Below are 15260 nucleotides of genomic sequence, written 5' to 3'. Positions count from 1 at the left end.
AGCCGCCCGAGCAGGAGAGAGCAATGAACATGAGTGGCCGAAATACACTGGCGATCATGCTGGCCGCCAGCTTCGCTTCGACGATTGGCGGCTTGCCATTCAATACCTTGCCTATCCTGCTCGGGTCGATGGTCGATAGCCTGGGCTTTACTGTCGAACAGATCGGCCTGCTGGGCTCGGTGTGTTTTGCCGGCTACCTGCTCGGCACGCTGTTGGCAGTGGTGCTGATCGATCGCATGAACTGGCGCTGGTTGACCCTGGGGTGTGCGTTTGGCGCTGCGGCGGCATATGGTATGTCGTCCTGGCTGCCGCCTGCGGTCCAGTCGTGGCTGTGGGCGGTGATCGGCTTTTTTGCTGCGCTGATGACTTGCCTGGGTATGCGCATCATGGGTGAAATGGCCAACAAGGAACGCGCCCTGGGCATGCGCCTGGGTATTGAACTGGGCGTGGTAGCCGCAGTGCTGTTTGCCTTGCCGTCGCTGGTAATTGCGTATTTCCATTACACCGGCGCGGCCTTGATGCTGGCTGCGATCATTCTGCTGTTGAGCCTAAGCGCGCTGGCGTTGCCCAGGCGTCAGGAATTCATTCACGAAGCGCAGCAGGGGCAAGCCGATTCGTTGCTGGCACGCTTCAGGTTCCCGCCGGCGGCTTATGCTGCGTTGGCGTTTTTCTTCCTTTTCGGCGCCGGGCAGATAGGCCTATGGGCGTTTCTCGAACGCTTGGGCCATGGCCTGGCGCTGCAGCCAGCGGAACTGGGTATCGTCTTCGTCGTGCTGAAACTGCTGGGCGGCGCAGCGGCGCTTGCCTTGGCCGTGGTGGGTGACCGCCTGGGCGTACGCGTCCCCCATCTGATCGTTCTCGCGGTGCTGGGTACCGGGCTGCTGTTACTGGGCAATGCCGAAGGCTTTTTGATGTATGCCGCCGGCGCCTGGATCTGGGAAGTGGGCTTTACCTGGGGTTGTGTCTATCAGACCGCAGCGATTGCACGCCTGGACCGCAGCGGTCGTTCGATCATGCTGATTCCAGGCGCCTTTGCGCTGAGCTCCATGGCAGGTCCGGCCCTGGCCGGGCAACTGGTCAGTGAGGGCTTCGGCGTACTGTTATGGCTGGCGGCAGGCTGTGCGCTGATCCCGGTGCTGGCCTTTACCTGGCTGCTGGCGCAACGCTTGCAAAACGTGGGCACTGGCTGCGCGGTTGGTGTGCAGGCTTGATGGCGGACCGCTATAAACCCATGACGCTGGCCGATGCCTGCCGGTTCGCGAGGCACGGCGTTTCGGGAGCTCCTAAAATGAAAACAGATCCGGCGAAGGACTTTGCTCGCTATTGCCAGGCATCACGCTCTAGAATCGCATCCATTGGCCTGTCGTTCAGTGCATTAGAAAAGAGGCAATTATGGATCGCGAAGCCGCCGGCTCTTCAGGAGACCTGGATGCTCCCGCATTAACCAATCAGGAGTCTGCTTTTCCAACGACCGCGTTGGAGCGTCTACAGTTGGCGCTTGATGCTGGCGCCATCATTGGAACGTGGGTGTGGGATATTCGGCCCAACCAGGTGACTGCGGATGAGCGATTCTCGCGATCTTTCGGACTGCCTGCAGATAAATGCATGGCGGGTATTCCAATCGAGGAAGCTTTCGCCTCGATTCACCCGGACGATCGAGATCGTGTCTCTGCCGATATCCAGGAGGCGATGGGCCGCGGGGGGGGCTTCCGGTGTGAATACCGTGTCAGGCAGCATGATGGCAGCTACCGCTGGATCGAGGCCAATGGAAGAGCCGAGCTTGACGAGGAAGGTCAGGCTGTGCGGTTCCCCGGCATTCTCATGGACGTTGAGTCACGCCGTTCAGCCGAGGCTGAGCGTGACAGGATGTCAGCCTTGCTTCGGACATTCACGGCGGCCGTTCCCGGTGTTGTCTACGCAAAAGATCGCGAGGGGCGGCTAATCGTTGCGAATGATGGTGTCACCCAACTGGTTGGCAAACCACCAGAGCTTTACCTGGGCAAAACCGACCTGGAGTTTCTGGAAGACAAAGCTCAAGCACGGCAGATAATGGAAACCGATCGGCTCGTCATGCATGGCGGGAAAGCCGTTCAGATCGAAGAGCGCGTCGACATGCCGGACGGCACGGCTACTTACTGGCTTTCTGTCAAAGCGCCACTGTGCGACGAAGCAGGCGAGGTCATGGGGCTGATTGGCTCGTCCATCGATGTCACCGCGCGCAAAAATGCCGAGTCGGAGTTGCTGGAGCTTAACCGCACGCTGGAAGCGAAGATTGAACAAGCCGTGGCCGAGCGAGAGGCGGCGCACGCAGCGCTACGTCAATCGCAGAAAATGGAGGCGGTCGGCCAACTGACCGGGGGTATCGCTCACGACTTCAATAACCTGCTTGCGGGCATCACGGGAAGCCTTGATTTGATCAAGCTTCGCTTGAAGCAGGGCCGTATTGCTGACGTAGAACGTTACCTGACAGTGGCACATGGTGCGGCACAAAGGGCCGCGTCCCTGACCCACCGGCTCTTGGCCTTTTCACGCCGCCAGACGCTGATGCCTGTGCATACCGATGTCAACACCCTGATCAGCGACATGGAGGAGCTGATACGCAGGACGGTCGGGCCAGCGATCCAACTCAAGGTCGAGCTCCAGGCAAAATCAAGCACCTGTCTGGTCGATCCGGCTCAGGTCGAGAACGCACTGCTGAATTTATGCATCAACGCTCGCGACGCATTGGAAGGTGGAGGATCGATCTCCATCAAGACGTACAACGAGGAGCTGGTACAAGGGGACGCGCTCGATCCTGAACTGGCACCCGGCACGTACTTCACCGTCTGTGTAGCCGATGACGGGGTAGGGATGAGCACTGAGACGCTAGCGCGTGCATTCGAGCCATTCTTTACCACCAAACCTGTAGGGGCGGGTACAGGGCTCGGCCTGTCCATGATCTATGGTTTCGCCAAACAGTCAGGCGGGCAGGTTCGGATCGAATCCCAAGTGGGCCGAGGCGCCCGCGTGTATCTGCAGCTACCCAGCCTCAAGGTTGAGGTGGATGCGGCAGGTCGTACCGAGCCATTGCCTGAATCAGAGCTGACCTCCTCAGGCGAAACGGTCCTGGTCGTCGACGATGAACCCTCCGTGCGCATGTTTGTGAGCGAGTCGCTGGGTAGCTGCGGATACATTGTCATTGAGGCCACGGATAGTCTGGCTGGCCTGCAGTTGCTCCGCTCGGATACCCGCATCGATCTGCTTGTCACAGACATCGGCCTGCCAGGAGGCACTGACGGCAGGCAGATGGCCAATACTGGCCGCAGCATCAGGCCTGGCCTGCCAGTCCTGTTCATGACCGGGTATGCGCAGCCAAAGATACTGGACAATGCCCAGCTCGAGCCCAACACGGCTGTGCTGACAAAACCCTTCACACTCGAAACGCTGACGTTGACCGTAAATGCTTTACTCAAGAACTGCTGCTGACAAGTGCCGTATTTCAATGACGCATCAGAGCGTCAGGCGATCTTCAGCCACGACCTGATTACGTCCATTCTGCTTGGCCAGGTACAGGCGTTCGTCGGCACGCTTGAGGATGGCCGTAGCGTTGGGGGTGTGTGCACTGCGACTGGCCACACCGATGGAAATGGTCAACGTGCCGATCTCCGACACAGCGGCAGCGCTGAGCGTGGTGCGGATCCGCTCGGCGACCTCGCAGGCCGTGTTCAGCGCGGTGTTCGGCAGTAGCAGGCAGAACTCTTCGCCACCGGCACGGCACGGCAGGTCCCCGGCCCGGGTACAGTCGCGGATTACTTGGGCCACCCTCTGCAAGGCCAGGTCACCGACATCGTGACCAAAGTTGTCGTTCACCCGCTTGAAATGGTCGACGTCCAACGCCAGTGCCGAATACACCTGTTGGCTTGCGTCCAGCCCCTGAAGGGCCGCGTTCATCGCGCGCCTGTTGGCCAGGCCGGTGAGCGGGTCGGTGTCGGCCGCGGCGTTCAAGCTGCCGATTTTCTGTTGCAGCTGTTGCGACTGTAATACCAGCGCCTGGCGGATCGCCGCGGCCTCGGCATACCAGGCGTTGATGGCTGATAGTTCAGCCGTTGCATTCGGGGTCGAAAGGTCGGTGGCATGGCCGGCCAGCGCGCGCAATGGGCGAGTGATCAGCATCACGCCGAGCAGTATCAGGACCAGACCGATCACCCCAGCCGGGATGATCCTGATCAGCATGTCGCGCATCAGCTTGCCCAGTGGCGCCAGTGCCTGTTCCCGGGGTTGCTGGACAACCACGGCCCAGTTGGAGCCCTGCACGTGAGCGAACCCGGCGAGCATCGGCACCTTATGATAGTTGACCGTCTCCAGCGTGCCGCTGTCACCGACCAAGGCCTTGTCCACCGTTTCGCTCCAGCCGAGCACTTCACCGATTCGTTGCTGATCGGGGTGGTACAGCAACCGGCGGTTGCCATCGGCGACAAAGGCAAACGCGCCATCAAGGTGATGTTCACCAATCAAAGAATGCATCACGCCACGCTGTTGCAAGACCACGGAGCCGCCGACCAGACCGAGATACTCGCCTGTGGGGCTGAAGACAGGCTGGGAGACGAAGACGATCAGCTTGCCGTTGGTTGAGGTAAACGCCTGGCTGACCATGGGGCGACGCACGTTGAGCGCTTCGTGCAGTTCGTCGGAGCTGACCGTCGAACCGATCGGCACCGCAGGCGGGTAAGCCTGCAGCACCCGGCCCGCAGGGTCGGTGATCAGCACGGTGTTCAACTCTGAATCCTGGGCCTGCAGGCGGTGCGCTTCTTCCTCGAGCAACGCTCGATTGGCAAAGTCGCTGCCCAGGCGTTGTGTGCTGTACTTCAGGCGCTCATTGACCGAGTACAGAAACTGATCGATGCTCGAGGCGACCTTGAAGGCATAGGCACGGTTGGCCTCCAATGCCGAATGCACCAGCGCATCGCGTTGTACACTGTAGGCCGTGATCAGGCTGTTGCACAGGGTACTCAGCACGGCGAGCAGGACAAAGCCAAGAACCAGGCCACGCAGGCCGATACGCGATGACAGCACCTTGCCCATGAGTAAACCTCATCCCTCAATAGCTGAAAAGTTCGGCACAAGCGTAGACGGGTATTACCGCGCAGGTGGGCGTCGGAGAGCCGCTGCTCTGGCGTGAGCCATCAGGCCAGAAACTCCGAATCAGCAGGGCAAGCCGGCTGCTTGTCCTGCTGGATGTTGCTGTACACGGCAACCCCGCACACGCCTGCCAGGCCGACACTGGCAAGCAGGATATCGCCCAGCAACATGCCTGCGACCAATACCAGCACGCTGATGCGGAAGAGGGTTGTCATGACTGCCTCCGATGCAGTTCGATATCAGAACCCTGACCATACCGGCGCAGCCGAAATTGTGCAGCCCACTTGCGCGCCTGCGGCCGTGTTTACCTGTGAAATGGCAGAACGGACCTATTTGGCAGGATATGGAGTGCTGGTTAGCGGTATCCTGAAAGCCCCAGCCCCAGGTGCACCGATCATGCGCACAATGATGCTTTTATTGGCAATCACGGCAGTTACAGGTTGCCAGTCGCCGCTGCCAAGCGCCAATCCGCAGATGGCCTGGGTTGATTTCTCGGTGCCATTTCCCAATGACAGGTTACTGATGGCCGAACGGCTGGATAAGCAACGGTTGCGCGACGGCCGCTTCTTTCAAGTGAGCCCCGGGCGCCATGAGTTGATCGTCAGGTTTGACTATGAAGTGGGCGGTGGCGGCGGGCTGAGCCTGATGGGCGGCACGACTGTACGCGAATGTTACCTGACAGTCCCTTACGCGAACTTTCAGGCAGGCCAGCGCTATGTGCTGGAAGGAAGGTCGATGGCGCTGACACCTGAGGCGCGCTTGTATGATGCCAAGGGGGAGGTGGTTGCAGAGGTTAGCGAGTTCTATTGCCTCTAAGGGGCAGGAAGCCTCAGCCTCTGCGGCTGTCGTTCAGGGCAGCGCATTTGGTCTTTCTGGCTACCTGCGCATTGCTTATGCGCTGGATGACGAGTCGCTGCGTGCGGCGTGCCAAGCCATTCACGGCTTCTGTGAGGACGCACGGTAGCTAAAGGGAGCGCAGCTTTTTGCTTGGCAGAGCCTTCCGCTCGGCGAACGGCTCGGGGGCTCCATTCATGCAATAAGAAAAACAGATACCTGCAAAGGCTTTCATGGAGGCGGGAAGGGATGCCCGCCTTAGAGTCACCTTCGTCCATAAGTCAGGTGGCGCTTCGGGTATCCCACTGGAGAGTACACGGTTGAAGCAAACTCTTCAGAAGGGACAGCTTCTGGGTTGCGGGTTGGTACGTACTTCGAGGGTTTTGTTTGACGGGGTTGTTTGCATTGCGCAGTCCCTTTGGAAAGGACGATCGCCGTTCCCACAGCTAGCGCGTGAAACTGAGGCTTGTGGTTTACAGGTGGGAGCGGGATTGGTTGCAGGAACAACAGAGCCTAGGTGGAGGTATATCTGACATTAATGCCCGCTGCCCAGATACGTAACTGTCAGCTGTTGTTTTTTGCTCTAGAGTTCGAGCGAAAATCTACAAGTAGACAAAACAGAGCCTTAACCGGACCGAGCGCGGAAGCCTTGGAAAAGCGTATTTTTCCGACAGTATTCGAGCGAGTGATTGAACCGTGGATAGCACCGTGTTGGGGGGGGCGAGTAGCGGGCTGGCCGAACGTGCTCAACAGCTTGAGGTCCGCTCCGGGGAAAGGAGTACCCCGTAAAGGCGATGAACGTCTCGCGGGGGTACTGTCACTGGGGCCGGCAGGCTTGAACGCTGCATCTCAGCGTCAAGCAAACGGCTGATACCCAGCGGATTGGCGTTTTCATGCTGGCGCCATTGATGAAGGCTGGGGGATCAGGTGATGGCGCCGATCTGCCACGGCACGAACTCGTTCTGGCCGTAGCCATGCTGTTCGCTCTTGCTGCGCTCGCCCGAGGCGATGCTCAGCATCATCCGGTAGATGTGTTCGCCACGCTCTTCGATGGTCATGCTGCCGTCGGCAATGCCGCCGCAGTTGACGTCCATGTCCTCTTCCTGGGTTTCCCAAAGGCGGGTGTTGGTCGCCAGCTTGATCGACGGCGAGGGCGCGCAGCCGTAGGCCGAGCCGCGGCCAGTGGTAAAGGCGATCAGGTTGGCGCCACCGGCGACCTGGCCCGTGGCGGAGATCGGGTCGTAGCCGGGTGTGTCCATGAACACCAGGCCGTGGGCGCGCACCGGTTCGGCGTACTCGTAAACATCCATCAGGTCACTGGAACCGGCCTTGGCCACGGCACCCAGGGACTTTTCGAGGATGGTGGTGAGGCCGCCGGCCTTGTTGCCCGCCGAGGGGTTGTTGTTCAGCTCGGCGCCCATCCGCTGGCAGTAGGTTTCCCACCACTGGATGCGGGCGATCAGCTTCTCGCCCACCTGCTGGCTGACCGCGCGGCGCGTCAACAGGTGTTCGGCGCCATAGATTTCCGGGGTTTCCGAGAGAATTGCAGTGCCGCCGGCTGCCACCAGGCGGTCGACCGCATTGCCCAGCGCCGGGTTGGCGGTGATCCCCGAATAGCCGTCCGAGCCCCCGCACTGCAGGCCGACCGTGAGGTGGCGGACGCTCACCGGCTGGCGTTCGACCTGGTTGGCTTCGGCCAGCAGCGACTTGACCTGGGCGATGCCGCTGGCAATGGTCTTCGATGTGCCGCCGGTGCCCTGGATGGTGAACGTGCGCAGTGCGTGGCTGCTTTGCAGGCCCTGGGCCGCCAGCAGGTCGGGGATCTGGTTGGTCTCGCAGCCCAGGCCAATCAAAAGTACCGAGGCGAAGTTGGCATGTACCGCATAGCCGCCGAGGGTGCGGCGCAGCATTGCCAGCGCCTCGCCACCGGGGTCGACCGCGCAACCGACGCCGTGGGTCAGGGCAACCACGCCATCGACGTTGGGGTAGGGCGCCAACGCCTCGGGGTGGATATCGCGGCGAAAGTGGTCAGCGATCGCCCGTGCCACCGTGGCCGAGCAGTTCACCGAGGTGAGGATGCCGATGTAGTTGCGCGTGGCTACCCGGCCATCGGCGCGCACGATACCCATGAAGGTATCGTCGTTGGGCGCCTGCTGGCCTTTGGCATCGACGCCGAAGGCGTAGTCGCGGGCAAATTCGCCCATCGCCAGATTGTGCACGTGCACATGTTCGCCTGCGGCGATCGCCTGGCTCGCGAAACCGATGATCTGCCCATAGCGGCGCAGCGGCTGGCCCGCGCTCAGTGCGTGGGCAGCCACCTTGTGGCCCGCCGGGATCGGCTCGCGCACAACGATGCCCTCTTCCAGCAGCAGGCCTTCGGTCAGCGGCTGGCGTGCCACCAGCACATCGTCCAGTGGGTTGAGTCGAATCACGGCGTTGGCAGCGCTTGCACTGCCTGTTGTTGTAATGAGTTGCATGGTGTTCACCTCAATAGGGCGCGTGGCTCAGGCCAGCCCGCGCTCGCGGTAGTCGATCAGGCCAGAGAACAGCATCAGGCCGAAGGCCATGACCACGAAGAAGATCAGGGCCAGGAAATAGGAACCGGTGAACTGCACGATTAGGCCAATGAGGATCGGCACCAGTACGCCCACCATGTTGCCGCAGAAGTTCATGCTGCCGCCTAGTACGCCAGCTTTGGACTTGCCACCGAGGATCGCCGGCAGGCACCAGTACATGCCGCACCAGCGGATGAAGAACAGCGCCACGCAGAGCAGGGCGATGACCAGGCCGGCGTCCGGGGTATAGGCCACCAGCAGGATGCACAGCGCGGCGACCGCAGCAGAGCCGGCGAACATGCTGCGCATGACGGTATTCGGCTGGCCGCCTTTTGCTTTCCACTTGTCGGAGATCCAGCCGCCAATCAGTTCACCAATGAAACCACACATGAAGATCAGGAAAGTCGCACCGCCCATCGCCTTGATATCGAGGTTGTGGGCCTGGTGCAGGTAGCTGGGCATCCAGGTCAGCAGCCCGTAGAACACGCTGTTGTAGCAGGCATAGCCAGCAAACATGCACAGTACCGAACGGCTCTTGAGCAACGCCTTGAGCACCGCCTTGCGGTTGCCATTGGCCTTGCTCGCGGCGTCGTTGGCCTGGGTGATGTAAGCCAGTTCAGCGGCGTTGACTTGCGGGTGCTCGCTGGGGTGGTTGCGGATGTACCACCAGGCCCAGATACCGGCAGCCACCGTGCCGACCCCAGCGACGATAAAGGCGATGCGCCAAGAATCGAACCAGGTGATCAGACCCGCGATGATAATTGCGCCGAATGCGGTGCCCAACGGCGCGCCGCCGTCGACCAGCGTGGCACCGCGGCCACGCTCGTTCGGCGTCAGCCAGGCGCCATTGAGCTTTGCGCCGGCGGGCATGATCGGCGACTCTGCCACGCCAAGGCCAATGCGCGTGACCAGCAAGGTGATCCAGTTGTGAGCAAACCCGCCCAAGGCCTGGAAGGCACCCCAGCCGATCGTCGCGACGCCAATGATATTGCGCACCTGGAAGCGGTCGAGTAGCACCCCGGCAGGAATCTGCATCAAGGCGTATGACCAGAAGAACGCGCTCAGGATCAAGCCTTCGAGCGCTGGAGTGAGTTCAAACTCGGCGGAAATCAACGGCAGTGCCACGGACAGCGAAGCGCGGTCGATGTAGTTGATCGCTGCCAGTAGCAGCAGGATCAGGAAGATGCGCCAGCGCACGGTGGTTGGCTTGGCGCTGTCGGTGTTGGCAGTCGCCAGGGCCGGCGCGGGGGCCGGAGGGTAGGGGCTGTTGTTCATGCTCATCTCACTTTTGTGATTGTTATGAAATGCTGCGATGGCGCGGCCCTGTGCCACCGTCGGGTCAGAGCGCCTTCACCGCGCCGGGTGAGATGGCCGCAGGCGTCTCGCTGATGCCGTTTCGCAGTGGGGCGCCGAACTCCGCCAGGCTGATTTCGAACACATCGCCCTCAACGGCCTTGACCTGGTCGGCAAACGACAGCGTTGCAGTACCGAAGAAGTGGACGTGCACATCACCGGGGCGCAAAAACTGGCTGTACTTGAAATGGTGGTACTCGAGATTCTCCAACGAGTGGCACATGTTGTCCTCACCGCTGAGAAAATCCTTTTCCCAGATCACCTGGTCACCGCGCAGTATCCGGCTGGTGCCCTGCAGATGGCGTGGCAACTCGCCTACACGCAGTTCGGGGCCGAAGGAGCAATTACGCAGCTTGGAATGTGCCAGGTACAGGTAGCTGCGCCGCTCCATCACGTGGTCGGAAAACTCGTTGCCGATGGCAAAGCCCAGCCGGTAGGGCAGGCCATCATCACCGATCACATACAGGCCAGCCAGTTCCGGTTCTTCACCAGCATCCTCGGCAAAGGCGGGGGGCTGCAAGGCTTGCCCTGGGCGGACGACGATCGAGCCATCGCCCTTGTAGAACCACTCTGGCTGCGCACCGGCGCTACCTGCGGGGGGACGGCCACCTTCAATGCCCCACTGGAACATGCGCGCGGTGTCGGTGAGCGCCGCCCCGTCATCGATTTTTTGTTGGTGCATCTTGTCGCGGGTGGAGGCACTGCCCAGGTGCGTGAGCCCGGTTCCGCTGATCAGGCAGTGTGCCGGGTCTTCGTGGTCGAGCGGTGGAAGGACCCGGCATTCGTTCAAGGCATCGCTGTAGCGCTGGCCGGTGCTGTACAGGCCGCGTTCGAGCACTTCAGCGGCGAGACTGCGCTGGTTGCGGATGGCAGCGAGGGCCAGTTCTCGCAGATGCGTGGTGTGGCGTACAACCTGAATCAGGTCGCCTTCCACTACGCCGACATGGCGCTGGGCGGGTGCAGTTTCAAATTGGATCAGGCGCATGCTGGCTCCGGTTTGTTGTTGTGGGGAAGCACTTGCCAGCCACTTTAAATTTCCATGGCATTGCTGCCTAATGAGAGCTGCGGACTGCCCGATAACTTTTAGTGATCCCCTATGCTGCCATCATTAAGCTCCATGGCTTCGCGCCTTCGTTTACGCCAACTGCGCCTTTTGATCAGCCTTGACGAACTGGGCTCGATACACAAAGCCGCAGAGGCGATGTCGATCACCCAGCCTGGCGCCACCAAGGCGCTTAATGAAATTGAGTCTACCCTTGGCGCAGTACTGTTCGAGCGGACCAGCAAAGGGCTCGAAGCCAATGACCTGGGCCGCTGTGTGGTGCGTTATGCGCGCTTGATTGGCAATGACCTTGCGCATCTGCGTGAAGAGATGCTGGGCATTCTCCAAGGACATGGGGGACGTTTGTCGGTGGGCACCATCATGGGCGCGGTGCCGATCATGGTGGAAGGCCTGGCGCGTTTGCGCGAGAACCAACCGGACCTATCGGTATCGGTGGTAGAGGACACCAGTGACCGCTTGCTCAACCTGCTCGACCAAGGCCGTGTGGATGTGGTGATTTGCCGAACCAGCGTCAGCCCGAGACCTACAGCCTATGAAGGCCGCGTTAAACATCAGGAGCAGTTGGTGCTGGTGGCAAACCCGGCGCATCCGCTGGCAGCCTGCGCAGCGTTGACGCTTGAGCAATTGGCGCACTCGCGCTGGGTGGTGTTCCCGGTAAACATGCCCATGCGGCTTACCCTCGAGCGTGAGTTTCGCGAGGCCGGCTTGAGCTTTCCGCAGTACCCCATTGAAACCTCATCGACTTTCACGACGCTATCGATGCTTATGCAAGATCGCGATCTGCTCGCGGTGATGCCGTGGGATGTCGCCAGGATGGCCCTGGACCACGGCATGCTGGTGCGTTTGCCGCTGCAACTCAAGTCGCGCAGCGAGCCCTACGAGGTGGTTACACGGGTTGGTGTCGAGCTGAGCAAGCCTGCGCAGGTGCTCGTAGACATTTTGATGGACCAAACGCCTTCGAGTGCCCGCGAGGCCCAATGAGAGTCAGAGCTTCACTACACAGAGCGGACAGTTTGGTGCAAGTCGATGAGAAATCGCGGACAAAAGAAAGCCCGCTGCTAGGCGTAATGCTGTTCACTTAGGGCTGCTGCGCAGCCCATCGCGGCACAAGGCCGCTCCTACCACGACCGCGTAAGCCAATATTCACGGGGCTCACGCGGATACTGTAGGAGCGGCCTTGTGCCGCGAAAGGGCCGCAGAGCGGCCCCGGCGATCTTAAGTGAACAGCATTACGCTGCTAGGTGGGCAAGGTCTATCACATGTAGGGATAGCGATTCGGCTCACTGGCTGCAGCCGCTGTCATTTCAGCCAATTTCCCGCCTCTTCTAAAAAGTGCATGACAGCTCGCGAGCGCTCGTCCACGCGCGTAATGAGCGACAATTCGCTCTGCATGTCTGGCTGTTTCAGCTGAAGCGTACGGATGCCCGGCATGCTCAGCTGCGTAAGGGTTTCCGGGAGGATGCTAATCCCGATGCCGGCGGCTATCAGGCCGGGAATACTCATCAGCGACGGTACGTACATGATGTTGGCGGGATGCAGCTGGTACTGCCGGCATAATTGCAAGATGTGCGAGGTGAGGCCGATCCCCGCCGGGTCTTCCAGAAAGATGAACTTCTCTTGCCGAAGGGATGCCAGATCGCCGTTGAAATCCCGCGCCAGCGCATGGTTGTCCGGGGTTAGAAGGACTAACCTGGAGAGGCTGAAACAGTGGGTGCGTAGTCGGTCGGGCAAATGGTCTTTGAAGATACGGGCAAAGCCGATATCGATTTTCCCTTCAAGCAATAAATCGAATTGGGCCTGAATCCGCGCATCCAGCAACGTTACCTTAACCTCGGGATAGGCGCCGAAGTAATGCCGCATCAGTTGAGGGAGGTTAGCTTCGAGCAACGCCGAGTGGTAACCGATCGTGATCTCTCCAATTTCCCCCCGCCTAGCCCGCCGAGCAGCGGCTACCGCCAGGTCACTGGAATAGAGCGCATCCTTGGCGTGGGGTAGAATTCGATAATTATTTTGCAGGCAAAAGCTTCTAAAGTCGACTCAGTACCAGCCCACACCCAGATCGGGCGTATCCCATAACAATAACGACTGAGACCCTCATGAAAACTACAGAGCCCTCTGTTGCAGACAGTCAGATGTCAAAAAAGGCGGTGACAGCCGCCACCATTGGTACAGCGTTGGAGTGGTTCGATTTCACCCTGTACGGTGCTGTTTCCGCGACCGTGCTACCGAAACTGTTCTTTCCCGCAATGGAGCCGACTTCAGGGCTGCTCGCTTCCTTGGCGACCTTCGGCGTAGGTCTGGCAGCGCGGCCATTAGGGGCGATCACATGTGGTTACCTCGGTGACAAACTCGGGCGCCGCAACCTCATGCTCGCGACAGTGACGCTGATGGGCTTGGCTTCGGTGTTGATGGGGCTGCTGCCGACCTACGCACAGGTGGGCATCTGGGCGCCCATCATGTTGGTGATTTTGCGAATCCTTCAGGGTTTTGCTTTGGGTGGGGAGTCCACGGGCGCCCAGCTGATGGCGTTGGAGCATGCACGGCCAGACCGACGTGGACGTTATTCTGGGTTTCTGGGCCTTTGTTCACCAATGAGCCAAATCTTGGCAAACGGCGCGTTGTTAGGGCTGGCGGGATTCCTGAGCGCAGAACAATTTGAGTCTTTCGGTTGGCGGATTCCCTTCCTCTTGAGCTTCGTGCTCGTGGTGGTGGCGATCTTCATTCGGCTCAAGGTCAGCGAGACACCAGCCTTTGTCGCTTTGAAGCAGGACGAAACACCCCACGTTGGAAGCCCTTTGAAAGATGTGCTGAGGATCCATTCTCGTACCATCTTGCGGCTGATGTTCTTTTTCTGCTCACCCGCTGCTCTGTTTTACCTGATCGTGATTTTCACACTCAGCTACCTGGTCAAGCAACTCGGTATGCCGCAGTCCATGGGGTTCATGTCCCTGATGGTGGCTAACGTCTGCGCGATTTTTGGCGCGCTGGCTGGCGGGTACCTCAGTGACCGGTGGGGACGCAAGAAAGCGCTCGCCTTCGGCTCATGCATGACCCTCGGGATTCTGCTGGTGTACTTCCCAATGCTGAACACGCAGCAACCCGCCATGATCATGGCCGCCATGGGACTGTTCCTTGGATTCACCCAGTTCCAGAGCGGGATCCAACCCGTTGCATTCGCCGAAGCATTCCCCACCAACGTGCGCTACACCGGCTCGGCCCTGGCTTATACCGGCGCCAACCTGCTGATTGGCGGCCCGATGCCTATCCTCGCCGTGTGGCTGATGAGTCAGACCGGCAATTCGCCATGGTTGCTCGTCGCGATATGCGCTGCGATCAACCTGGTGTCGCTTGCGATGATCCTGATAGGGCCAGAAACCCGCGGAATCGATCTCAGCAAGTCCGAACCAGCAGAGAACGTAACCTTCAGCAACTCCCCTCAATACCTCAAGTGAAAGCGGAGCCATACCATGAGTCGCGCAGTTTTTGTCCTGAATGGCCCCAACCTGAACATGTTGGGTCGCCGCGAGCCGGAAATTTACGGCACAACGACCCTGCAGCAGGTTCAGCAAAGCTGTGAGCAGCTTGCAAACGAGCTGGATCTGGTTTGCGAGTTTCGTCAAACGAACAGCGAAGCGGTGATGGTTGACTGGATCCAGGAGGCATTCGACAAGAACGCCGCAGTGATCATCAATCCGGCTGGCCTTTCGTTTAATTCAATCCCGGTGCTCGATGCGCTGAAATTGATCAAGGCGCCACTGGTGGAAGTCCACATTTCGAACATTCATGCCCGCGATGAGCTCCATCGACACTCGATCATGTCCACCGTGGCTAATGGCGTGATTGCAGGATTGGGGGTGGAGGGATATCTGCTGGCGCTTAGAGCAGTGTGTACACGGCTATCCGAACGATGGCCAACAAGCCTTGCTGCCTCGGCCTCGCGCTGAAATCAAGCGTGTGACTGAAGCGCAAGACATCCATAGGAGCTCTTGAAATAACCGTTGTTAAATCAGAGCTCCTTTCGGTCATCAGCGGGACATCCAGCCTATCGTAGCCGCGAGGTCTTCGTCGCTACAGTCACTGCAGAGTCCACGTGGTGGCATGACACTCAATCCATTCACTACGTTTTTGAGCAGTACGTCTTGCCCTTGAGCCAGGCGTGGTTGCCATGCAGCGACATCACCTTTCTTAGGCGCGTTGGGGAGTTGACCGTTGTGGCACATGGCGCAGGTTTTCGCGAATACGGCCTCAGGCTCTTGGCCTGCCTGGGCAGAAGCAATCATGAAGGCTGTAGCGGCAATCAGCAGTGTTTTTCTCATGGATGATCTTCTTCTTGTTGT

General features: G+C 59.8%; 13 protein-coding genes. 6 read left to right on the top strand and 7 right to left on the bottom strand.

Annotated elements, in window-relative coordinates; translation table 11 throughout:
* Positions 1-23 precede the first annotated feature (23 nt).
* Both CKW35_RS05810 and CKW35_RS05805 read left to right on the top strand, forming a co-directional pair.
* Positions 24-1211 (top strand): MFS transporter, encoded by a 1188-nt coding sequence (locus CKW35_RS05810; RefSeq protein WP_095115400.1) that lies wholly within the window; start codon positions 24-26, stop codon positions 1209-1211.
* Between the two features lie 181 nt (positions 1212-1392).
* The gene (locus CKW35_RS05805) at positions 1393-3465 is read left to right on the top strand and encodes a PAS domain-containing sensor histidine kinase (protein ID WP_023048115.1); all 2073 of its coding nucleotides are present in this window, start codon (positions 1393-1395) and stop codon (positions 3463-3465) included.
* A gap of 24 nt (positions 3466-3489) precedes the next feature.
* Here the strand turns inward: CKW35_RS05805 and CKW35_RS05800 are convergent, their stop codons facing one another.
* The gene (locus CKW35_RS05800; RefSeq protein ID WP_023048116.1) at positions 3490-5061 is read right to left on the bottom strand and encodes a sensor domain-containing diguanylate cyclase; all 1572 of its coding nucleotides are present in this window, start codon (positions 5059-5061) and stop codon (positions 3490-3492) included.
* A gap of 101 nt (positions 5062-5162) precedes the next feature.
* Positions 5163-5333, bottom strand: coding sequence for a hypothetical protein (locus CKW35_RS28335; protein WP_016486868.1), 171 nt, complete (start codon positions 5331-5333; stop codon positions 5163-5165).
* Positions 5334-5514: 181 nt separating this feature from the next.
* On the opposite strand from CKW35_RS28335, the gene CKW35_RS05795 reads away from it, so the two are divergent.
* A complete protein-coding gene (locus CKW35_RS05795; RefSeq protein ID WP_024717887.1) occupies positions 5515-5934 on the top strand; it encodes a hypothetical protein in 420 nt (139 codons plus the stop codon).
* A gap of 941 nt (positions 5935-6875) precedes the next feature.
* Here CKW35_RS05795 and CKW35_RS05780 read toward each other — a convergent pair.
* The 3 genes from CKW35_RS05780 to araD1 form a co-directional block, all read right to left on the bottom strand.
* Positions 6876-8429, bottom strand: coding sequence for a UxaA family hydrolase (locus CKW35_RS05780; protein ID WP_060517734.1), 1554 nt, complete (start codon positions 8427-8429; stop codon positions 6876-6878).
* Positions 8430-8456: 27 nt separating this feature from the next.
* A complete protein-coding gene (locus CKW35_RS05775; RefSeq protein WP_016486871.1) occupies positions 8457-9782 on the bottom strand; it encodes an MFS transporter in 1326 nt (441 codons plus the stop codon).
* A 64-nt stretch (positions 9783-9846) separates the two neighbouring features.
* Positions 9847-10845: an AraD1 family protein gene (gene araD1, locus CKW35_RS05770; RefSeq protein WP_016486872.1), complete on the bottom strand. Its 999-nt coding sequence runs from the start codon at positions 10843-10845 to the stop codon at positions 9847-9849.
* Between the two features lie 111 nt (positions 10846-10956).
* On the opposite strand from araD1, the gene CKW35_RS05765 reads away from it, so the two are divergent.
* The gene (locus tag CKW35_RS05765) at positions 10957-11904 is read left to right on the top strand and encodes a LysR family transcriptional regulator (protein WP_095115398.1); all 948 of its coding nucleotides are present in this window, start codon (positions 10957-10959) and stop codon (positions 11902-11904) included.
* Between the two features lie 318 nt (positions 11905-12222).
* Here the strand turns inward: CKW35_RS05765 and CKW35_RS05760 are convergent, their stop codons facing one another.
* Entirely contained in the window at positions 12223-12843 is a 621-nt protein-coding gene (locus CKW35_RS05760) for a LysR family substrate-binding domain-containing protein (RefSeq protein ID WP_256583369.1), read from the bottom strand.
* 176 nt (positions 12844-13019) lie between these two features.
* On the opposite strand from CKW35_RS05760, the gene CKW35_RS05755 reads away from it, so the two are divergent.
* Positions 13020-14375, top strand: coding sequence for an MFS transporter (locus tag CKW35_RS05755; protein WP_016486875.1), 1356 nt, complete (start codon positions 13020-13022; stop codon positions 14373-14375).
* Positions 14376-14390: 15 nt separating this feature from the next.
* Positions 14391-14867: a type II 3-dehydroquinate dehydratase gene (gene aroQ / locus CKW35_RS05750; protein WP_016486876.1), complete on the top strand. Its 477-nt coding sequence runs from the start codon at positions 14391-14393 to the stop codon at positions 14865-14867.
* A gap of 81 nt (positions 14868-14948) precedes the next feature.
* Here aroQ and CKW35_RS05745 read toward each other — a convergent pair whose 3' ends face one another.
* The gene (locus tag CKW35_RS05745; protein ID WP_080641040.1) at positions 14949-15239 is read right to left on the bottom strand and encodes a cytochrome c5 family protein; all 291 of its coding nucleotides are present in this window, start codon (positions 15237-15239) and stop codon (positions 14949-14951) included.
* Between the last annotated feature and the right edge of the window lie 21 nt (positions 15240-15260).

The sequence above is a fragment of the Pseudomonas sp. Irchel 3F3 genome, from assembly GCF_900187545.1.
Classification (GTDB): Bacteria; Pseudomonadota; Gammaproteobacteria; order Pseudomonadales; family Pseudomonadaceae; genus Aquipseudomonas; species Aquipseudomonas fortuita.
Note: the sequence above shows the minus strand (reverse complement) of the source record. Positions and strands in the feature narration are given on the sequence as shown.